Origin of the sequence: Streptomyces sp. NPDC004435 (assembly GCF_042873895.1) — a bacterium.
In the GTDB taxonomy this organism is placed as follows: Bacteria; Actinomycetota; Actinomycetes; order Streptomycetales; family Streptomycetaceae; genus Streptomyces.
This window is the reverse complement of sequence record NZ_JBIAMB010000002.1, coordinates 424255-444229: the sequence shown is the minus strand read 5'-3', so window position 1 is coordinate 444229 and position 19975 is coordinate 424255. Positions and strand designations below refer to the sequence as shown.

Below are 19975 nucleotides of genomic sequence, written 5' to 3'. Positions count from 1 at the left end.
GACGGGAGGCTGGAGCCATGACAGCTGAAGCCCCCACACCGGCCATCGAGGCGACCGACCTGAGCCGCACCTACGACGGCGGGTTCCAGGCGGTGCGCGGCATCTCGCTCACCGTGCCCCGGGGCGAGATCTTCGCCCTCCTCGGGACCAACGGCGCCGGCAAGACCTCCACCGTCGAACTCCTGGAGGGCCTCGCCGCCCCGACCGGCGGCACCGCCCGCGTCCTCGGCCACGACCCGTACCGGGAACGCTCCGCCGTCCGCCCGCGCATCGGCGTCATGCTCCAGGAGGGCGGCTTCCCCTCCGACCTCACCGTCGCCGAGACCGTACGCATGTGGGCCGGCGTCACCAGCGGCGCCCGGCCCGCCGGCGAGGCCCTCGCCGCCGTCGGCCTCACCGGCCGCGAGAAGGTGCGGATCAAGCAGCTGTCCGGCGGCGAGCGCCGCCGCCTCGACCTCGCCTGCGCCCTCCTCGGCCGCCCCGAGGTCCTCTTCCTCGACGAGCCCACCACCGGCCTGGACGCCGAGGGCCGCCGCGACACCTGGGAACTCGTCCGCTCCCTGCGCGCCGAAGGCACCACCGTCCTCCTCACCACGCACTACCTGGAGGAGGCCGAGTCGCTCGCCGACCGGCTCGCGATCATGCACGCCGGCCGGATCGTCCTCTCCGGCACCCCCGCCGAGGTCACCGCCGCCCAGCCCGCACGGATCCGCTTCACGCTCCCCGCCGACGTGCCCGCCGCCCGGCTGCCGCTCGACCTGAAGGCCGCAGCCGACGGCGACCGGATCGAGATCCGCACCCACGCCCTCCAGGACGACCTCACCGAACTGCTCGGCTGGGCCCGCGACCAGGGCGTCCGGCTCGACGGGCTCGACGCCCGCTCCGCCTCCCTCGAAGAGGCGTTCCTCGACATCGCCTCCCGCACGGAGGACACCCCCGCCGGCCCGAAGGAGACCGTGACCCGATGAGCGCCACCACCCCCACCACCGGGCGGCCGACCACCACCCTCACCCGGCTCGCCGCCCTCGGCCGCGCCGAACTCACCCTCCTCGGCCGCAACCGCAACAACCTCTTCATCGCCGCCGCCATGCCGCTGCTGATGATCTTCCTGCTGCGGTCCTCCCTCAAGGGCATCGACGAAGCCACCCTCGGCATCTCGATCGGCGCCGCCACCCTCATCGGCGGCACCGGCATGGTCCTGCTGCTCGTCGTCTACATGAGCCTCACCTCCAGCCTCGTCGCCCGCCGCGAGGAACTCGTCCTCAAGCGGCTGCGCACCGGCGAGGCCACCGACACCGAGATCCTGACCGGTGCCGCGCTGCCCGCCACCGCCATCGCGCTCCTCCAGTGCGCGATCCTCACCGTCGGCGGCTTCACCCTCCTCGACGCCGCCGCGCCCGCCCGCCCCGACCTGCTCGTCCTCGGCCTCGCCGCCATGATCGCGCTGCTCGGCGGACTCGCCGCCCTCACCACCACCATCACCCGCACCGTCGAGAGCGCCGGCCTCACCACCCTGCCGCTCTTCCTCGTCTCCTCCTTCGGCTCCGGCCTCTTCGTCCCCCGTGACGCCCTCCCCGGCATGGCCGCCGACCTCGCCCAGCTCCTCCCGCTCAGCGGCGTCATGGAGTTCGTCCGGGCCGGCTGGCTCGGCACGGCCCACTCGGGCAGCCTGCTCACCGCCGCGCTCAATACAGTGGCGTGGGGCGTCCTGACGGCATGGGCGGTCCGCCGCTGGTTCCGCTGGGAGCCCCGGCGTTAGCGGGACCGGAGGGAAACGGATCGGATGCCCACGATGACGGGATGGTGGTCACGGCGCAGCGTCGCCGGGAAGGTCGAGCTGTACACGCGGTGGACCTTCCACCTCATGGCGCCGGTCGAGCTGATCGCGCTCGGCGGCCTCCCCCTCAACCGCGGTGAGGACAGCGAGCTCGGCACGGCCGGCGTGATCGGCCTCCTCCTGTGGATCGTGATCCACTGCGGGCTCTGCGTGACGCTCGCCTCCCGGGCCTTCGACCACACCGGCGGCACCCGGCCGCGGCCGGTCCGGCTCGCCGTGGTCCTCGCCGCCGCGACCGCCACCGCGGACTTCGCGATCGTCGGGCTGTGGACGGGCGGCGCGCTGCCCGACGCCTCGGTGAACGCCGGCGTCATCGTCGTCACCTCGATCTTCACCGCCGGCGCGCTCGTCCTCTGCCTGGACCGGGTACGGGAGATGGCGGGCGCGGTCCTCGCCACCGCCGTCGCCGCCGCACTGCCGGTCGCCGTCTTCGGCCACGGCCTGGCGGTGGCCGCGGTCACCCTCGCCGGCGTCCTGATCGGCGGCGGTGGCTACGCCGCCGCCTGCGGCTTCTCCTCCTGGCTGCTCGGCGTCGTCCAGGAACTGGAGCGCTCCCGTGACCTCAAGGCCCGGCTCGCCGTCGCCGAGGAACGGCTCCGCTTCGGCCGCGACCTGCACGACGTCATGGGCCGCAACCTCTCGGTGATCGCGCTCAAGAGCGAGCTCGCCGTCCAGCTCGCCCGGCGCGGCCGGCCCGAGAGCGTCGACCAGATGGTCGAGGTCCAGCGGATCGCCCAGGAGTCCCAGCGGGAGGTCCGGGAGGTCGTCCGCGGCTACCGCGAGGCCGACCTCCGGGTCGAGCTGGAGGGCGCCCGCGGTGTCCTCGACGCCGCCGGCATCGACTGCGCCGTCGACGCCCCCGCCCTCCCCCTCCCCGACCCGGTGCAGTCCGCGCTCGGCTGGGTCGTCCGCGAGACCACCACCAACGTGCTGCGCCACGGCGACGCCCGCCGGTGCGCGATCACCCTGCGGCGGACACCGGACGCGGTGCTGCTGACCGTCGAGAACGACGGGGCGGCGGTACGCGACGGGGCCGCCGCCCCCGGGCGTACCGGCTCCGGCCTCACCGGACTCCGCGAACGGCTCGGAGCGGTGGGCGGCACCCTGGAGGCCGGCTTCGCGGATCCGCAGTCCTTCCGCGTCACCGCCCGGGTGCCACTGGCCGTGCCGGAGTCCGCCGGCACCCGACAGGAGAAGGAGACGGTCGCGTGACCGAGCCCGTACGCGTCCTGCTCGCCGACGACGAGCACCTGATCCGGGGCGCGCTCGCCGCGCTGCTCGCCCTGGAGGACGATCTGATCGTCGTCGCCGAGGCCGCGACCGGACCCGAGGCGCTCGCCATGGCCCGCGCCCACCGGCCCGACGTCGCCGTCCTCGACCTCCAGATGCCAGGGGCGGACGGTGTGACGGTGGCCACATCGATTCGGGACGAACTCCCGGACTGCCGCACGATGATCGTGACCAGCCACGGCCGCCCGGGCCACCTCAAGCGGGCCCTCGCGGCGGGCGTGCGCGGCTTCGCCCCGAAGACCGTGAGCGCCCAGCGGCTGGCCGAGCTGATCCGTACCGTGCACGCCGGAAACCGTTATGTGGACCCGGAGTTGGCGGCCGACGCGATCGCCGCCGGGGACTCCCCGCTGACCGCCCGCGAGGCCGAGGTGCTCGAACTCGCCGCCGACGGCGCCCCCGTCGCGGAGATCGCCCGGCGGGCCGCGCTCTCCCCCGGCACGGTCCGGAACTACCTCTCCTCCGCCGCCGCGAAGCTCGGTGCGGAGAACCGTCACGCGGCGGTGCGTCTCGCGCGGTCGAAAGGTTGGGTATAGTTAGCAGCGCGCTACGGCGCATGCGGACGTGGCTCAGTTGGTAGAGCATCACCTTGCCAAGGTGAGGGTCGCGAGTTCGAATCTCGTCGTCCGCTCAGAGTCGAAGGCCCCGGTTCATCGAACCGGGGCCTTCGTCGTGTTCCGGGGGAAGTGAGCGGCGCCGCCGTACGGGCCCCGGTCAGGGGACCCGTACGGGACGGAGCCGCAGCGGCTAGAAGCTGTCGGACCAGAGCTTGCCGGTCAGCAGCTCGTACGCCTCCAGGTACTTGGCGCGAGTGGCGTCCACGATCTCCCGCGGGAGCGCCGGCGGCGGCTGCTCGCTCTTGCGGTCCCAGCCCGAGGCCGGGGAGGTCAGCCAGTCCCGGACGAACTGCTTGTCGTACGAGGGCTGGGCCCGGCCCGGCTGCCACTGGTCGGCCGGCCAGAAGCGGGAGGAGTCCGGGGTCAGCACCTCGTCGGCGAGGACCAGCGTCCCGCCCTCGAAGCCGAACTCGAACTTGGTGTCGGCGAGGATGATGCCCCGCTCGCGGGCGATGTCCCGGGCCCGGCCGTAGACGGCGAGGGTGGTCCGACGCAGCTGGGCGGCGGTCTCGGCGCCGACCTGACGGGCCACCTCCTCGTAGGAGACGTTCTCGTCGTGGTCGCCGACGGCGGCCTTGGTCGCCGGGGTGAAGATCGGCGCGGGCAGCTCGGAGCCGTCGGTGAGTCCCTCGGGCAGCGCGAGGCCGCAGACGGTGCGGGACGCGTCGTACTCGACCAGGCCGGAGCCGGTGAGGTAGCCGCGGGCGACGCACTCGACCGGGACCATGTCCAGGGACTTGCAGATCAGGGTGCGGCCCGCCCAGTCGGCGGGGGCGCCGGCCGGCAGCTCGGTGGAGAGGACGTGGTTCGGCACCAGGTCGGAGAGCCGGTCGAACCACCACAGGGAGAGCTGGGTGAGGACGCGGCCCTTGTCCGGGATCTCCGTGGGCAGGACCCAGTCGTACGCGGACATGCGGTCGCTCGCCACCATCACGAGCTCGCCGGCCCCGTTCCGGTACAGGTCGCGCACCTTGCCCGTGTGCAGGTGGGTCAGGCCCGGAACCTCGACGGGCTCGGGCTTTTCTACGAATCCGGACACGGTTCCTCCGCGTAGGTTGATCCAGGAACGGTCCGATTCTCTCGCACGCGCGACCGGGCCCGCCGACCGGGGCGGCGCGCCCGGTCAGTCCCTCTTACAGATGCGGTCGAGGAGGTTGGCGGTGGCGCGCTGCACGCGGGAGTCGACATGGCCCGGCCGGTCCAGCGCCGGCGACCAGGCGAAGGTGCCGGAGGCGAAGACCCAGGCCCCCGAGGGCGCCCGGTAGAGGCTGGTCTCCTGGTGACGCAGCGCGCCGTCGCCGTCCCGGTAGGGCGAGTGGGCGAGGAGGATGCGGCTGTCGTGCTCGGGGAGCGCGGTGCGCGGGAAGTAGCGGTCCGCCTCGCCCGCGACGAGGCCGGGGAGCTCGTCGCCGTCGCCGGCGCCGGTCGCCTCCCAGAGCCAGTGCTCCGCGTTCCGCACGACGAGCGGATGCGGTTCGGGCACCCGGCCGGCGTACTGGATGCCGAGGAGCTGCTGCTCGGGGCGGTCCACCTCGCGCCAGAGCGCGGGGCGGCCGGGGCCGCGGCGCTTGCGGCAGGTGAGCAGCCGGTCCGGCACGCCGGACGGCGAGGGGCCCAGCTCCACGTGCCAGTACATGGTGTTGGCGGAGAGGAAGACGAGCGAGGTGCCCTGGTCGCGGGCGCGCTCGGCGGCCTTGCGCATCGGGGCCGACCAGTACTCGTCGTGGCCGGGGAAGACCAGGCCCCGGTAGCGGGTCGGGTCCACGCGGCCGGCGTGCAGGTCGCGGGTCTCGGCGTAGGCGAGGTCGTAGCCGTACCGCTCCGCCCAGCGGATGAAGTCGTAGGCGTGGCCGACGTGCAGGGGCAGCCCCGCGCCCGCGTACGGCCGGTCGAAGGAGACGGTGGTCGCCGCGTCCTCCTCGCCGAGCAGCCGGCCCTCCTCGTCCCAGGCGTGGTAGAGGCTGGCGCCGGTGCGACCGTCCTCCGGGTAGAGGTTGTACGCCTGCCAGGTCACGTCCGGAAGGACGAGGAGGAGGTCCGCCGGGTGGGAGTCGCGGACCGTGAAGGGGATGTGGGAGCGGTAGCCGTCGGCGGTCGTGAGGACGGCGACGTACGCGCCGATGGACCAGTAGCTCGGCACCTGGAGCCGCCACGACTGCCACCAGTGGTGGCAGGAGACGGTGCGGTCGGCGGTGAGCGGGGGCGGCTGGACGATCCCGGAGAGCCGCGGGCTCGTGGTGATCTTCGCGGCGCCGTCGCCGCCGTAGTGGCCGATCCGGTAGACGTCGACCGAGAAGGGCTGCGGCGGGTCCACGGTGATGTGGAAGTCGATCGACTCGCCGGGCGCCACCGCGCCGCCGGAGGCGAAGCCCTTGATCTGCCGGCGTACGTCGTCGGCCGTGCGGGGCCCGCCGGCGCCGCCGCCGGTCAGCGTCTCGTCGGCGTACCAGGGGACCATCTGCCCCGTGTCGTCGAAGTAGTTCTCCGAACCGCGCAGCCAGGGCAGCGGGCCCTGGCCGAAGGGATCGGAGACCGCGTGCGCGAGCGCGCCCGACTCCCAGCGCCTGATCTGTTCCGCCCCCATTGACGCGCCCCTCCTCGACTCCCCCGGTCAGTGCCGCCGGCTCCTGCCCGCGGATGGTGCTCCTGTGCGGTGCCCGGGTGTGGTGCCCCTGCCCGGTGCCTTTGCGCGGTGCCTTTGTCAGTGCCGGTCTCCAGCACATCACATAACGCACGCGCTCCGTCACCGTTCGTCGTGAAATCGATGAAGGTGGAACACGACCCTCCGGTAGGGGGCGGGGCGGTGCCGCGTCGGCCGGCGGCTGTCAGACGAGACGGACGGGCTTCTCGGGGCGTACGCCGGTGGTGCTGAGCCAGGCCCGCAGGGGGGCCGGGTCGCCCTCCTCGACCAGGGCGAGCACGCGCGGCCCGAGGTCGGCCGCCCGCTCGCCGTCGACGAGCAGCATGGGCCCGTCGAGCCAGTCCAGGCCGGGCGCGGCACCGGTGGTGTCGACGGCGGCGCAGCAGACCAGCGCGGTCACGTGGTCGGCGAGCAGGTCCCGGCCGGTCCGGGGCGGGAGCAGCGGAGCGAGCGGCCAGGGTCCGTCGGGGCCGGTGAACCCGGCGGGTTCGCCGGCGGCCGGGGCGAGGGCGGCGACGCGGGCCTCCCGCTCGGCCTCCTCGCGCGCCACCTGGGCGCTGAGCGCGGCGGAGAGCACGTCGGCGGCGGGGTTGCCGAGCCCGTACCCCGTCTCGCCCTCGTCCTCGCCCCCGTCCTCGTCCTCGTCCTCGGCCTCGGCCTCGGCCTCCGTCGGGTGTTCGGTCTCCTCCAGGCCGGGCGGTACGACGGGGAGGTCGTCGCCCTCCCACGGGTGGCCGGGCTCGGGGGCGGGGCCGGGGAGCGGCGCCGCCGTGAGATGGCTGAGGACGCGGGTGAGGGTCGGGCCCTCGGAGGTCGGGGGGACGGTACTCGCCGTCAGCCGGTCGAGGATGTCGTGGAGGCGTGCCGCGTCCGCGCGCCACTTCCGGTCGACGACCTCCTCCGGGTACCGGCTCCACTCGACCGGGGCCCAGTCCGGGCCGGGCTCGGCCGGGCCGCCGTGGAAGAGCCTGGCGGCGAGCAGCGAGGCGGCCTCGTCGACGACGCCGGGCTCCTCCAGGAGGTCGCACGCCGGGCGCTCGCCGAGCCGGGAGGAGAAGCCCTCGGCGAGGCGGTCGCGGTTCGACAGCTCGGTCAGGGCGGAGACCACGCCCGCGTCGAGGCGGGACGGCCAGCGGCCCATCCGCCAGGCGGGCAGCGCGACCCGGGTGAGGAGCCGGTCCCAGCCCGCGTAGGCGAGGCCGACCTGCTCCTGGGCGACGATCCGGGCCCCGTGGTCCACGGCCTGGGCCCGCTCGGAGCCGGCCGCGGCGACCCCGCGCTCCATCTCGGCGGCGTGCGTGCCGCAGGCCCGCAGCAGCAGCCGGGCGACCCGGCCGACGCCCCGCGCGCCCCACCGGCGCACCGGGCCGAGGCCGGGCTCGGCGGGGACGGCGACGGCCGCGTCGAGCCCGCGGACGAAGCGGCGGGCGGCGGCTATGTCGGGGTCGGCGGCCGGGCCCGTACCGGCGACGACCGGGGCGAGGACCGCGCGCAGCTCGCCGACGCGCATCCACCACAGGAAGGGGGAGCCTATGACGAGGACGGGGGCGCCGCTCCCGCCTCCGCCCCGGGCCGCTCCGGCCGGTCGGCCGGCGCCGGTCGCGCCCGTCGCTCCGGCCCGGGCGTGGGCCGGGTGGGAGCGGTCCTCCAGCCAGCTGTCGCAGTCCGGGGTGAGGGCTATCGCGGAGGGCGCGGGCACGCTGAGCCGCTCGGCCAGGTCCCGTACGAGACGGTGCAGGTCGGGGGCGGCGGCCTCGGTGAGCTCCACCGTCGGCGTGACGGCCGGGCGGGCGCGGGCGACGACGAGGGCGACGGCCGTGGCGGCGAGGAGGACGAGGACCGCGAGGACGCTGACGATCCAGCGGGCGGTGGTCCACCCCGCACCCGTGAAGTGGCCGGTGACCTCGCCCGCGTACAGCACGACGGCGACGGCCGCGGGGAGGATGGCGGCGCCGAGCGCACGCCCCCGGACGCGGAGGACGGCGAGGGCGCGGGAGCGCGCGGCCCGCACGCCCCACTCCTCGCCGAGGCCGCTCTCGCTGCCGCCGTTTCCGAAGCCGCTGCCGGACACGCCGTACCTCACCCCCTCTGCCTGTCCTCGACGGGACTACCCGTGGTGGTGTTGCTCACTCCCCCACTGTGGCACCCGACACCGACATCGCAATGCCGGTGGGCCAAGTGCCGGAACGCCTGCGCCGCACCCTAGTTGGGGCGTCGGCGGCAGTCATCCAGATGGGCGAGTCGTCACCCGAACGAATGGCTTTGGGTAAAGGTGGCGCCGGTGGCGCGGCCGTGCGCTTGACTGCGCGGCCGCGCCCGTACTCCCGCTCGGGCTCAGGCCCCGGCGGCCTTGAGCGCGATGTCCGTGCGGTGCTGGGACCCGTCAAGGCGGATGCGGCCGACTGCCGCGTAGGCGCGCTCGCGGGCCTGGGCCAGGTCCGAACCGGTGGCGGTGACGGAGAGGACCCGGCCGCCGGCGCTGACGACCGCGTCGCCGTCCCGCTTCGTGCCCGCGTGGAGCACGTACGCGTGCGGGGCGTCCCGCTCCGCGATCTCGGCGAGGCCCTCGATGGGGTCGCCGGTGCGCGGGGTGTCCGGGTAGTTGTGCGAGGCGACGACCACGGTGACGGCGGCGTCGTCGCGCCAGGCCAGCGGTGCCTGGTCGGCGAGGGTGCCGTTGGCCGAGTGCAGCAGGACGCCCGCGAGCGGGGTCTTCAGGCGGGCCAGGACGACCTGCGTCTCGGGGTCGCCGAAGCGGGCGTTGAACTCGATGACCCGCACACCGCGGCTGGTGATCGCCAGACCGGCGTAGAGCAGGCCGGAGAAGGGGGTGCCGCGGCGGCGCAGCTCGTCGACGGTCGGCTGGAGGACGGTCTCCAGGACCTCGTCGACCAGCTTCGGGTCGGCCCACGGCAGCGGCGAGTAGGCGCCCATGCCGCCGGTGTTGGGGCCCTCGTCGCCGTCGAGGGCGCGCTTGAAGTCCTGTGCGGGCTGGAGCGGGAGGACGGTGGTGCCGTCGGTGATCGCGAAGAGGGAGACCTCGGGGCCGTCCAGGTACTCCTCGATGACCACGCGGTCGCAGGCGAGCGCGTGGGCGCGGGCCGCCTCGACGTCCTCGGTGACGACGACGCCCTTGCCGGCCGCCAGGCCGTCGTCCTTGACGACGTACGGGGCGCCGAAGGCGTCGAGGGCCTCGTCGATCTCGGCGGGGGTGGTGCAGACGTAGCTGCGGGCGGTGGGCACGCCGGCGCCGGCCATCACGTCCTTGGCGAACGCCTTGGACCCTTCGAGCAGCGCCGCCTCCTGGGAGGGGCCGAAGACCGGGATGCCGACCGCGCGGACGGCGTCGGCGACGCCGGCGACGAGCGGGGCCTCCGGTCCGACGACGACCAGGTCGGCGCCCAGCTCGGTGGCGAGCGCGGCGACCGCGCCGCCGTCCAGCTGGTCGACGGGACGCAGCTCGGCGACCTCCGCGATTCCGGCGTTGCCGGGCGCGCAGTGCAGAGCGGTGACGTCGGGATCGAGGGAGAGAGAGCGGCACAGGGCGTGTTCGCGGGCGCCGCCGCCGATGACGAGGACCTTCACGCCAGCCAGGGTAGCCCGCCGGCCGGGAACGACCTTGTGCGGGCCACCGAGCGAGACGGCCCTAGTCGTTCGTGTATTCCTCCACAACGGTCGCGCCGAGCTCGCGCACGATCAGCTCGTGCCCGGAGAGCGCCGACTCCACGAGGTCCGGGTCGTCCTCCTCCGGCACGTCGTCCTCGGGCGCCACCGGCTGCGGCTGCGCCCGCGGTACGGGGGCGGGCGCCGGGGCCGGCGCGGACGCGGCGGCCTGCGGGGCGGGCGGTGCCGGTGCGGAGGCGGGCGCCGCCGGGGAGGGGGCGGACGGGGGCGGGGGCGTCGGCGCGGACGGGCGTCCGAAGCCGCCTCCACCGCCTCCACCGCCACCTCCAGAGGAGAAGCCGCCTCCACCGGAGAAGTTCCCGCCTCCGCCACCGCCACCGGAGAAGTTCCCGGCGCCGGGCGGGGGCGCGGAGCCGCCCGACGGGTCGACGATCGCCTCGACCTTCCAGTGCACGTTGAACTGCTCGGCGAGCGCGGCCTTGAGGACGTCCTCGCTGCCGCTGCTCGCGAAGTTGTCCCGGGCACCGGCGTTGAGGAAGCCGACCTGGAGGGTGGTGCCGTCGAAGCCGGCCACCTGCGCGTTCTGGCTCAGCAGGATCCAGGTGAACCGGCGCCGGTTCTTGACCGCTTCGAGGATCGAGGGCCACATGTTCCGCACCTGGGCGGCGCCGGCGGCCATGTCCCCGGACGACGCGGCGGCCTGCGGCTGCTGCGGCTGGGCCTGCGCCTGTACGGGAGCGGGCGCGGGCGCGGCGGACTGGGGCGCGGCGGTCGGCCAGCCGCCCGGCCGCGCGGCCCCGGGCCAGGCACCGGGCCGCCCGGTGTCGGACGGCGCCTGTACGGGCGCGGGCGCGGTCTGCTGCGGGGGCGGCGGCGGGGCGATCGGCGTGTGGGCCTCGGGACCGGGGACGTACCCCATCGGCGGTCCCGCGGGCGGGGCCGGCGTGAAGACGGGCGCGGCGACGGCGGCCGGCGGCGCGGCAGCGGCCCCGCGCTCCAGCCGGTCGAGGCGCGCGAGCAGCGACCGCTCGTCGTCGAAGGCGGCGGGCAGCAGCACGCGCGCGCAGATCAGCTCCAGCTGGAGGCGCGGCGAGGTGGCGCCGCGCATCTCGGTCAGCCCCTCGTTCACGAGGTCGGCGGCGCGGCTGAGCTCGGCTGCACCGAACACGGACGCCTGGGCCTGCATCCGCTCCACGACGTCGGCGGGCGCGTCGATGAGCCCCTTCTCCCCGGCGTCGGGCACGGCGGCCAGGATGACGAGGTCCCGCAGCCGCTCCAGCAGGTCGGCGACGAACCTCCGGGGGTCGTTCCCGCCCTCGATCACCCGGTCGACGACCTCGAAGGCGGCGGCGCCGTCACCCGACGCGAAGGCGTCCACGACGGAGTCGAGCAGCGACCCGTCCGTATAACCGAGGAGCGAGGTCGCCATGGCGTACGTCACACCCTCCTCGCCGGCGCCGGCGAGGAGCTGGTCCATCACGGACATCGAGTCACGCACGGACCCGGCACCGGCGCGCACGACGAGCGGCAGCACCCCGTCCTCGACGGGGATCCCCTCCCGCCCGCACACCTCGCCGAGGTACTCACGGAGCGTCCCGGGCGGCACCAGCCGGAAGGGATAGTGGTGGGTCCGCGACCGGATGGTCCCGATGACCTTCTCGGGCTCGGTCGTGGCGAAGATGAACTTGAGGTGCTCCGGCGGCTCCTCGACCACCTTCAGCAGGGCGTTGAACCCCGCCGAGGTGACCATGTGGGCCTCGTCGATGATGTAGATCTTGTACCGGCTGGACGCGGGCCCGAAGAACGCCTTCTCGCGCAGGTCACGGGCGTCGTCCACACCACCGTGCGAAGCGGCGTCGATCTCGATGACGTCGATCGACCCCGGCCCGTTGCGCGCCAGGTCCCGACAGGACTGACACTCCCCGCACGGCGTCGGCGTGGGCCCCTGCTCACAGTTCAGACACCGCGCCAGGATCCGCGCGCTGGTCGTCTTGCCACACCCGCGCGGCCCGCTGAACAGGTACGCGTGATTGACCCGGTTGTTCCGCAGGGCCTGCTGCAACGGGTCGGTGACATGCTCCTGCCCGATGACCTCGGCGAAGGACTCGGGACGGTAGCGGCGGTACAGCGCGAGAGACGACACGTATACGAGGTTATAGGCGCCCGCCGACAACGCGAGAAAGGAGGAAGGGGACGGCGCGCGACGGCGGGCCGCCCGGGCGGCGGGGTACGGAGGTCGAGGGCCGGCGGCGAGGCGCGGCGGGCGACCGGGCGACGAAGGCGGGGCGGCGACGGCGCGGAGACCCGGGCGACGAAGGCGGGGCGGCGACGGCCGAGCAGCACCGGCCGAGCAGCACCGGCAGAGCAGCACCGGCAGAGCAGCGCCGCCGAGGGCACGCCGGCCAGGCACCGGCAGCCGCGGCCCGGGGAACGGCCCCGGGGAACGCAAGCGCCCCCCACGCACCCGCCAGAGCCGACCTACCCTTGCTGCCTTCCGGCCCTGGGGGAGTTCAGTCAGATAGCGCCGCGTGAGGGGCTCCGCTCAGCCTACCCGATCCGAGCCCTTGCCCCGACCCCCTCCCCCACCTCGCCGATCACGCGCCGACCGCCCGGCGATCACGTTCGCGAGCACCCTCCGCGGTCATGTAATGTTCTCCACGGAGGATTCGCCTAGAGGCCTAGGGCGCACGCTTGGAAAGCGTGTTGGGGGCAACCCCTCACGAGTTCGAATCTCGTATCCTCCGCCAGTGCCTCACCGGGCACGTTGTCGAAGGGCCCCACCGTTCGCGGTGGGGCCCTTCGACGTTCCCGGTCTCAGTTCCGGTCTCGTTCGTCCCAGTCGTTCACGACATCTCGTACGGCGCGCCAAGATCTCCCGCATTCCATCCCCATCGACAGCCCGCCCCCTGCGGGTGAACTCCTCACCGGAGGGCGACGGGAAACCCGTCGAATGCGCGATTCTTGGCTCCGCTCGGGGCCGCTCGGGGCCGCCCCGGCCCCAGCCGTGCTCCCCGGCCTCGTGAGGTGCTCCCATGACGTCCCGATCCACGCTGACGGCCTGGCTGGCCGGCCTTGACGCCCCACGGCTGTCGCGCGTGTTAGGGATACGGAAGGACGCCATGGCGCCACCGGAGCCGCGTTCCGTGGAGGAGTCCGCGGAACGTCTTCTGCGGCCAGGTTCGGTGGCGCTCGTCCTGCCACAGCTACCGCTGCCCTGTCTGCAAGTGGCCGAGACCATGGCCGCCTTGGGAACTCCCCTGTCGCGCGGCGCCCTGGCGAGGGCAATGGGAGCGACGTCACCCACCGCCACTCGGGAACTGGACGCCGTTCTGGAGACTCTGGCCGATCACGCACTGGTCTGGCCGGACGGCGACGGAAACCTCCACATGGCCGCCCCCTTGGGGCAGGCGTGGGGCGCCCCTCTCGGGCTGGACGCTCCGCTGGAGGAGCTGCTGGAAGGCGTGACCTCCGAGGAGCTGCGCGGCATGCTCGTGGCGCTGGGCATCAAGCCGCCCGGCACCCGGCAGCAGCGCACGGCCGCCGTCCTGGAACACCACGGCGATCCGCAGCGCGTCGCCGCAGTGATCGCGAAGGCTCCTTCGGCCGCCCGGCAGCTGCTGGAGCGACGAGCGAAGTCCGCAGCACAGCACACGGATTTCGTCGTGCTCGGGGCTCCCATGGCCGATGTCCCACCGGGCGAGCGATGGGCCCTGGACAGGGGGTTCCTGATCCACAACCACCACGGATACGGGCCGGCCCGCATGCCCGCCGAAGTGACACTCACGATGCGCGGGCCGGACTGGCGTGCGCCGTTCGACCCCGTACCGCCCGTGGCGGAGCTGGTGCCCGTCCCCGCGGTGGAGGTGGAAGGGGAGGCAGCGTGGGCGGCCACGGCGTTCGCCGCCCACGCCGCCTCGGTCCTGTCGGCCTGCTCGGCCACTCCACCGGCCCGGCTGAAGTCCGGCGGGATCGGCGCGCGCGAACTGAGGCGGATCGGCAAGGCCGCGCAGGCCGACGACGCGGTGGTACGCATCACCCTGGAGATCGCCCACTCCGCAGGGCTGCTGGGCGCCGACGGCGACCGCATCGCACCCACCACGGCATACGACACCTGGGCGGCGCAGGAACCGGCAGCGCAGTTCGCCGACCTGCTTCATGCGTGGTGGAACCTGCAGTTCACTGCCTCGCACGCCCGCGACGAGGACGACAAGCCGCTTCCTGCCGTGGCCGGAGCTCCTCGCTGCGGCGCCTGCCTGCAGGCCCGGCACGGGCTGCTCGCAGCGGCGGCGGCGCTTCCGGAGGATCAGGGTGTACGGGTCTGCACCGATCTGGGTCCGCTCGTCGCCTGGCACCGTCCGCTCGCTCATCCGTCGATCCACGACGAGACGCCCTTCGCCGCAGCCGTCCGCGAGGCCGAGCTGACGGGCGTCATCGCCCGAGGCGCCCTCTCCCGGCTCGGCGCGGCCCTGGTGACCGGCGACCGGAAGGAACTGGCCGTCGCATGTCGGCGGCTGCTGCCGGAGGCCACGAGAACGGCCCGGTTCGGCGGGGACCTCACCGCCGTCGTCACCGGTACGCCCTCCGCGCGCCTGGCCGGGCTCCTGGACTCGACCGCCGACCGGGAGACCAGCGGCACGGCCTCCGTATGGCGCTTCAGCGCCGACAGCGTCCGCCGCGCCCTGGACACCGGTCGCGCTCCGGCCGAGATCTCGGCCGAGCTGACCGCCGTCGCCGACGGCACCCTGCCGCAGCCGCTGTCCTATCTCCTCGCCGACGCCGCCCGCCGTCACGGCCGTCTGCGCATCGCCCCCGCCGCCTGCGTCATCCACAGCGACGAACCCGCGCTCCTGGCCGAGCTCGCCGCCCACCGGGCACTCTCCGCGCTCGGGCTGCGGCAGCTCGCCCCGACGGTGCTCGTCAGCGGCAGCTCGCCCGACAAGACACTCGCCGCGCTCCGGGGCCAGGGCTATGCGCCCGTCGCCGAGGCCGCGGACGGGACCGTACGCATCGAGAAGGTGCCTCCTCGACGGGCCGTCGCCGTTCCGGCCCCTCGCACGGCCCCCACGAACGCGGACACCGGACGCTCAGCACGCCGAACGGCGGAGGCGCCCGCCGGGGTCGATCCGTCCGCGCTGGCGGTCCGGTTGCCGGCCACCCCGCCGACCGATCCGGAGCCCGATCCATTCGGCGCCGGAATTCCCTTCGGCACGGACACCGAGGAGATCGTCGCCGGACACGCAAAGCAGCTGACGTACACCGACGTCCGCCAACTCGCCCACGCCATCGACACGGGTTCGGCCATCACCGTCGAGTACGTCGCCGCCTCGGGCAGCCGCACCGTGCGCGACCTCGGCCACATCGAACTCGACCCGCCCTACCTGGAAGCGTGGTGCCACCTGCGCGACGCCGAACGCGTCTTCACGCTCTCCCGCATCCACAGTGTCATGCCGGCGTGGGCAGACGACCTGGCGTAGCGCCCCCGCCGAGGAGCTGCGGCATCAACCGGCGGAGGGCGCTCGCACTCGCCCGACTGCGCGCGGCCTCCGCCGACGGCGCCTTCGACCTGGAGCTCTTCCAGGAGAAGGGTGACTACCGTCGGTGAACGCCGCACGGTTCCTGATCGACACCAGCGCCCTGGCCCGCTTCATGCGCACCGACGCCGAGCAGTTCGGCTGGGACCAGGCGGCTGCCGCCGGGCTCATCGCGACGTGCCCGATCACGGAGCTCGAATTCTTCTCCAGCGCCCGCTCCGCGGCAGACCGCGCTCAAGGCATCGAGGACCTGCGCCTGCTGTTCGGATGGGTGCCGGTCGATGACCGCGCCTACGACCGCGCCTGGCAGGTACAGGAAGCGCTCACCAAGCGAGGACAGCACCGCAGCGCCGGAGCCGTGGACCTGGCCGTGGCCGTGGCCGTGGCCGCTACGGCGGAACCGCAAGGGCTGACGCTCCTGCACTGCGACCGCGACTTCGAATGCATCGCGGCGGTCACCGGCCAGGCCCTTCAGTGGTACGGACCGGGCGCCGGCAAGTAGGGCACAGAGACGCCGAGCTCCTTCTGTTCGCAGGTCCACTTCTGGTCTTTCCTACCTGTCCGACCCCGTCCGAGCGGGGCTACTCCGAGCGATCCGCCGCAGTTCAGGACGGGTACGACCCCAGCCTGCCCCCCGGTACGAACGTGTGGAAAGCGTGCCGGGGGCACCCCCCCCCCCCGCGAGTTCGAATCTCGTTCCCGCCGGCCCTTAAGCGTTCCCGGGGTGAGGTCGATGCGCGTGCGCGCCCCTGCGGGCCGACGGGGCCGGAACCCGGTTCCGTTGACCCTCGATCCCCGCCCCTAAGCCGCTGACCTGGCCTTTTACTTCACCCCGCGCACCGAAACCGCCTGCGAAGAGATGCTTTTTCGACGTTCCGTTCACCAGATCGGGGGGTCATCCGATGGAGGCACGTTCCTGCGCCTTTCCGACCGTAGCGAAGCCGATACTTTCTGTGACGACCAGTCGGCTCGTTAAGCAATCAGGGGAAACTCATGGGGAAGTTGAGGAAGTCGGTAACCGCGGCGGTCGTCGCGGGGCTGTTCTTCGGCGGGGCGGGGGTGGCGGTGGCGGACTCCTGGAAGGGGCTTCACATGACCTCACGGGGCGTCGCGTTCGCAGGCGAGTACAAGTGGGAGGCGAAGTTCGTTCACCGAGGCGGTTTCCACGTCAGGGGCGACCTGAACGACACAGACCGTGGCGACGGCCACAACGTCTACCTGCGGGCCAAGGTGGAGGCGTACGACTGGACGCGAGTCAAGGGCGTCCAGAAGAAGTCGGTGCATGTCGATCACGTCTTCTTCGACGGCGCGGTGCTCGAGACCCAGGACGCACGGATCCAGGCGTGCCGCGACCGTGGCTCTCTGCGACCCGACAACTGCTCACATCTTCGAGAGTTCCGCCGCCGCTGATCGTCCGCCGCCTGGGGGAGCCGCGCTCGCGGCTCCCCTTCCTTCTGGGAAGGATCCTGACGATGGATGTCATCCTCCGTGCCGAAGGCGTGGACTTCTTCTACGGCGAGCAGCACGCGCTCCGCGGTGTCGACTTCACGCTCGCCCGCGGTGAAGTGGCTGCGATCACGGGCAGCAGCGGGTCGGGGAAGTCATCGCTCCTGTACTGCCTCGCCGGCGTCCTGCCGCCTGCCGGTGGCTCGGTGATCTTCGACGAAGTCCCGCTCTCCTCACTTCCCGACGCCGAGCTGAGCGCCTTACGCAGGGAGCGGATCGGATTCGTCTTCCAGTACGGGGAATTGCTCGCCGAACTGACCGCCGAGGAGAACGCCGCTCTCCCCCTGCGCCTGGCGGGGGTCCCCAAGGACCGTGCGCACGCCGCCGCCGCACGGGTTCTGCAGCGGTTGGGCATGGGTGACTTCCTGCGACGCAGGGCATCAGGCCTGTCGGGAGGCCAGGCCCAGCGCGTGGCCGTGGCGCGAGCCCTCGTCCATCAGCCGGACGTGGTCTTCGCGGACGAGCCGACCGGGGCGCTCGACAGTGCCAACGCTTCCGCCGTACTGGAAGAGTTCCTGGACCTGGCTCGAAGCCAGCAGACCGCCGTCGTCATCGTCACGCATGACCCTGGGGTCGCCTCCCGCGCCGACTCCCAGTACACGATGACCGACGGCACCATCACCCAGCGGGTGGCTGTGTGAACCCGTTCCTGCTCGGATTGCGCCTCGTTTGGCGTGGCGGGCGCCGAGGGCGGGCCCGCTTCCTCCTCATGACTTGCGGGTCCGCAGTGGGTGTGGCCTGCCTCGCCGCCGTCCTGACCATCCCCACGATCATCGGCGCGCACGACGCGCGTACACAGGCGCGAGAGCTCTACCCGGCCGAACAGGGCAGCGTCCTCTACCAGGAGTTCTCCGATCCCTACGGATCGCGGCCGCTGAAGCGGACCTTCTTCGCCCGCACCGGCCCGGGACCCGCACCGCTCCCTCCCGGGATCGAGGCGCTACCCCGCGCCGGCGAGGCCATCGTCTCGCCGAAGCTGCGTGAACTCCTGTCCTCGACGCCGGACATCGCCGGGCTGGTGCCGGGCAAGGTGACGGCGGCGATCGGGCCGGAGGGCCTCGGTGGGCCCGACGAGCTCTACGCGTACATCGGCACCACAGCCGACAGACTCACCGAACCAGAACCGCTCGGACGGGTGGGCGCCTCCTACGTCGTCCACGAGCTCCTCGATACCGAGACGCTGGACATCCTCCGGTTCACCCTCGGGTGCATCGTCCTGCTGCCCCTCGTGATCTTCCTCTCCGTGTGCGCCCGGCTCTCCGGGGAATCACGGGCACGGCGGCTGGCGGCGCTACGTCTGGTAGGTCTCAGCGCGAAAGACACGGTGCGCGTCAATGCCGGCGAGAGCGTCGCGGCGGCGTTCCTCGGGGCGCTGCTCGGACTCGCCGGATGCCTCGGCGTCAACGAGGTCATGGCGACAGTCGGTCTGCCAGGGCTGCGGTGGTATCCGGCGGACGGGTGGCCCGAGTGGACGACCGTGGCCGTGTGCCTGCTGGGATGCCCGGCGCTCGCATGGGTCGTCGGGCTGCTCAGCGCCCGTCGTGCCGCGCTCTCCCCGATCGCGGTGCGCCGCACGGCCGAGCGCAAGCCGCCGCGGAAATCCGGGACGCTCCTGCTTGTTCCGGGGCTGGGGGTGATCATCGGCTACTGCGCGATGAGCCTGCTCGGTCGCGACCCTTCCGGTGGATCCGCAAGCTCCGTACTCGTTCCCGGTGCCGTGCTGGTGACCGGTGCCGGGCTGGTCCTCGGTCTCGCGCCCATCACCGCGTGGCTCGCCCGTCGGCTTGCCGAAGTGACCGCCTCTCTGCCGGTGACCCTGGCCATGCGGCGTACGGAGGTGGATCCGGGCTCGTCCCTCAGGGTCGTCACCGGGCTGGTGCTGCTGGTCTTCGGAGCTTCCCTCACGCAGGGCGTGCTCGTCGAACTCGACCAGGTCAGCCGGCGTACGGCTCCCGTCCAGGAGTACGCCGTCGCCCTGACCCATGTGAGCCAGGACCAGCGGAACGAGTTGTCTGCCGTACCAGGGGTGGAATCGGCCTTCGCCTCGTACCACTCCCTCACCTCTTCCGGCGACGTCTTCAAGCCGTCCCTCGAGATCGTCGTCGCCACGTGCGAGCAGTTGAAGGCGGCTACCGAATCGGTGCGAGGATGCCTGCCGGATCGCGTCATGCAACTGCGCGACGAACGCACGTCGTTCGAGAGTGATCCGAAACCGGGTGACCGGTTCGCCTTCGCGACACGGGACGGTCGCGACAACGCCGTGCTCACCGTGCCCGAAGCCCGCGTCGACGTGCGGGCCTATCAGCCCTCAGTCGTCGTGTCAGGCGCCCTGCTCGTTCCTCCCGGCCTCCTGCCCTCCGGCCTCGCCGCCTCCGGAGGCACGCTCACGCTGGTGTCCGATGCCGATGCGGAGACCGTGCGGGGGGTGCTCGACGGGGTGGGGGCGGTGGTGCCAACTGCTGAGGTGGAGGCGGTGGGGATCGCGGTCGAGGCACTGGCGCAGCTCACCGTGGTGCGGGGGTTGTTGGGGGTGGGGATGGTGTTGGGGCTTGTGGTGGGGGTGGCCGCGTTCGTGGTTTCCGTGGCCGATCGGGCGTTGGAGCGGCGGGGGCAGGTGGCCGCGCTGGCGTTGCTGGGGGCTCGGGGTGGGACCTTGCGGGTGGTGCAGGTCGTGCAGGTCGTGGTGCCGCTGGGGGTGGGGCTGGGCGGGGCCGTCGTGGCGGGGTGGCTCGCGGAGTCGAGCTATCTGATCACCGGGGGCGGGGCCGTGCACTGGGACTGGGAGGGGCTGCCGCTGCTGGTGGGGAGCGCGGTGGGGGTCCTCGTCGTCGCCGGCCTCGCTTCCGTACCGATGGTTCGGCGGCATGTGGATCCCGAGCACATCCGGCGCGATTAGTTTCGGCGGGCGGCGGAGTCTTGTCTGTGTTGAAGC

The 19975-nt window shown here is 73.2% G+C and carries 15 protein-coding genes, 2 tRNA genes and 1 other RNA gene; 12 read left to right on the top strand and 6 right to left on the bottom strand.

Annotation, left to right across the window (positions count from 1 at the left end):
• Positions 1-17 precede the first annotated feature (17 nt).
• The 5 genes from ACFYT9_RS05250 (at position 18) to ACFYT9_RS05230 (ending at position 3755) form a co-directional block, all read left to right on the top strand.
• Positions 18-968, top strand: a complete 951-nt coding sequence (locus ACFYT9_RS05250; RefSeq protein WP_389161031.1) for an ABC transporter ATP-binding protein — start codon at positions 18-20, stop codon at positions 966-968.
• On the top strand, positions 965-1759 hold the full coding sequence (locus ACFYT9_RS05245) for an ABC transporter permease (protein WP_376599416.1): 795 nt from the start codon (positions 965-967) through the stop codon (positions 1757-1759). The genes ACFYT9_RS05250 and ACFYT9_RS05245 overlap by 4 nt, the downstream gene beginning before the upstream one ends.
• Positions 1760-1783: 24 nt before the next feature.
• On the top strand, positions 1784-3049 hold the full coding sequence (locus ACFYT9_RS05240; RefSeq protein ID WP_389161029.1) for a sensor histidine kinase: 1266 nt from the start codon (positions 1784-1786) through the stop codon (positions 3047-3049).
• Positions 3046-3660, top strand: coding sequence for a response regulator transcription factor (locus ACFYT9_RS05235; RefSeq protein ID WP_351852383.1), 615 nt, complete (start codon positions 3046-3048; stop codon positions 3658-3660). Before ACFYT9_RS05240 ends, ACFYT9_RS05235 begins: the two co-directional genes overlap by 4 nt.
• Positions 3661-3682: 22 nt before the next feature.
• A tRNA-Gly gene (locus ACFYT9_RS05230) sits at positions 3683-3755 on the top strand.
• A gap of 116 nt (positions 3756-3871) precedes the next feature.
• Here ACFYT9_RS05230 and ACFYT9_RS05225 read toward each other — a convergent pair.
• The 6 genes from ACFYT9_RS05225 to ffs all read right to left on the bottom strand — a co-directional run bounded on the left by ACFYT9_RS05225 (position 3872) and on the right by ffs (position 12547).
• A complete protein-coding gene (locus ACFYT9_RS05225) occupies positions 3872-4780 on the bottom strand; it encodes a phosphoribosylaminoimidazolesuccinocarboxamide synthase (protein WP_387277137.1) in 909 nt (302 codons plus the stop codon).
• 84 nt (positions 4781-4864) lie between these two features.
• Complete coding sequence (locus tag ACFYT9_RS05220) at positions 4865-6325, bottom strand: N,N-dimethylformamidase beta subunit family domain-containing protein (protein ID WP_376603472.1); 1461 nt, start codon at positions 6323-6325, stop codon at positions 4865-4867.
• Between the two features lie 241 nt (positions 6326-6566).
• Positions 6567-8465, bottom strand: a complete 1899-nt coding sequence (locus ACFYT9_RS05215; protein WP_389161027.1) for a hypothetical protein — start codon at positions 8463-8465, stop codon at positions 6567-6569.
• Between the two features lie 251 nt (positions 8466-8716).
• The gene (gene purD, locus ACFYT9_RS05210) at positions 8717-9967 is read right to left on the bottom strand and encodes a phosphoribosylamine--glycine ligase (RefSeq protein ID WP_376603476.1); all 1251 of its coding nucleotides are present in this window, start codon (positions 9965-9967) and stop codon (positions 8717-8719) included.
• 61 nt (positions 9968-10028) lie between these two features.
• Positions 10029-12149, bottom strand: a complete 2121-nt coding sequence (locus ACFYT9_RS05205; RefSeq protein ID WP_389161026.1) for a DNA polymerase III subunit gamma and tau — start codon at positions 12147-12149, stop codon at positions 10029-10031.
• 299 nt (positions 12150-12448) lie between these two features.
• An RNA gene (gene ffs / locus ACFYT9_RS05200) (signal recognition particle sRNA small type) lies at positions 12449-12547 on the bottom strand.
• Between the two features lie 118 nt (positions 12548-12665).
• On the opposite strand from ffs, the gene ACFYT9_RS05195 reads away from it, so the two are divergent.
• From ACFYT9_RS05195 to ACFYT9_RS05165, 7 genes are all read left to right on the top strand, one after another.
• A tRNA-Ser gene (locus tag ACFYT9_RS05195) sits at positions 12666-12753 on the top strand.
• A gap of 639 nt (positions 12754-13392) precedes the next feature.
• Positions 13393-15480: a helicase-associated domain-containing protein gene (locus ACFYT9_RS05190; RefSeq protein WP_389161025.1), complete on the top strand. Its 2088-nt coding sequence runs from the start codon at positions 13393-13395 to the stop codon at positions 15478-15480.
• Complete coding sequence (locus tag ACFYT9_RS05185) at positions 15459-15608, top strand: hypothetical protein (protein ID WP_387277147.1); 150 nt, start codon at positions 15459-15461, stop codon at positions 15606-15608. The genes ACFYT9_RS05190 and ACFYT9_RS05185 overlap by 22 nt, the downstream gene beginning before the upstream one ends.
• Entirely contained in the window at positions 15605-16039 is a 435-nt protein-coding gene (locus tag ACFYT9_RS05180) for a PIN domain-containing protein (protein ID WP_389161024.1), read from the top strand. Before ACFYT9_RS05185 ends, ACFYT9_RS05180 begins: the two co-directional genes overlap by 4 nt.
• Positions 16040-16530: 491 nt before the next feature.
• Positions 16531-16947 (top strand): hypothetical protein, encoded by a 417-nt coding sequence (locus ACFYT9_RS05175; RefSeq protein WP_389161022.1) that lies wholly within the window; start codon positions 16531-16533, stop codon positions 16945-16947.
• A gap of 62 nt (positions 16948-17009) precedes the next feature.
• Positions 17010-17684, top strand: coding sequence for an ABC transporter ATP-binding protein (locus ACFYT9_RS05170; protein ID WP_389161020.1), 675 nt, complete (start codon positions 17010-17012; stop codon positions 17682-17684).
• Positions 17681-19939: an FtsX-like permease family protein gene (locus ACFYT9_RS05165; protein ID WP_389161019.1), complete on the top strand. Its 2259-nt coding sequence runs from the start codon at positions 17681-17683 to the stop codon at positions 19937-19939. The genes ACFYT9_RS05170 and ACFYT9_RS05165 overlap by 4 nt, the downstream gene beginning before the upstream one ends.
• Positions 19940-19975 lie beyond the last annotated feature (36 nt).

Coding starts and splice junctions, on each gene's coding strand:
- ACFYT9_RS05245 (WP_376599416.1), top strand. CDS start 965: ATGAGCGCCACCACCCCCACCACCGGGCGGCCGACCACCACCCTCACC.
- ACFYT9_RS05170 (WP_389161020.1), top strand. CDS start 17,010: ATGGATGTCATCCTCCGTGCCGAAGGCGTGGACTTCTTCTACGGCGAG.
- ACFYT9_RS05250 (WP_389161031.1), top strand. CDS start 18: ATGACAGCTGAAGCCCCCACACCGGCCATCGAGGCGACCGACCTGAGC.
- ACFYT9_RS05240 (WP_389161029.1), top strand. CDS start 1,784: ATGCCCACGATGACGGGATGGTGGTCACGGCGCAGCGTCGCCGGGAAG.
- ACFYT9_RS05175 (WP_389161022.1), top strand. CDS start 16,531: ATGGGGAAGTTGAGGAAGTCGGTAACCGCGGCGGTCGTCGCGGGGCTG.
- ACFYT9_RS05190 (WP_389161025.1), top strand. CDS start 13,393: ATGGCCGCCCCCTTGGGGCAGGCGTGGGGCGCCCCTCTCGGGCTGGAC.
- ACFYT9_RS05220 (WP_376603472.1), bottom strand. CDS start 6,325: ATGGGGGCGGAACAGATCAGGCGCTGGGAGTCGGGCGCGCTCGCGCAC.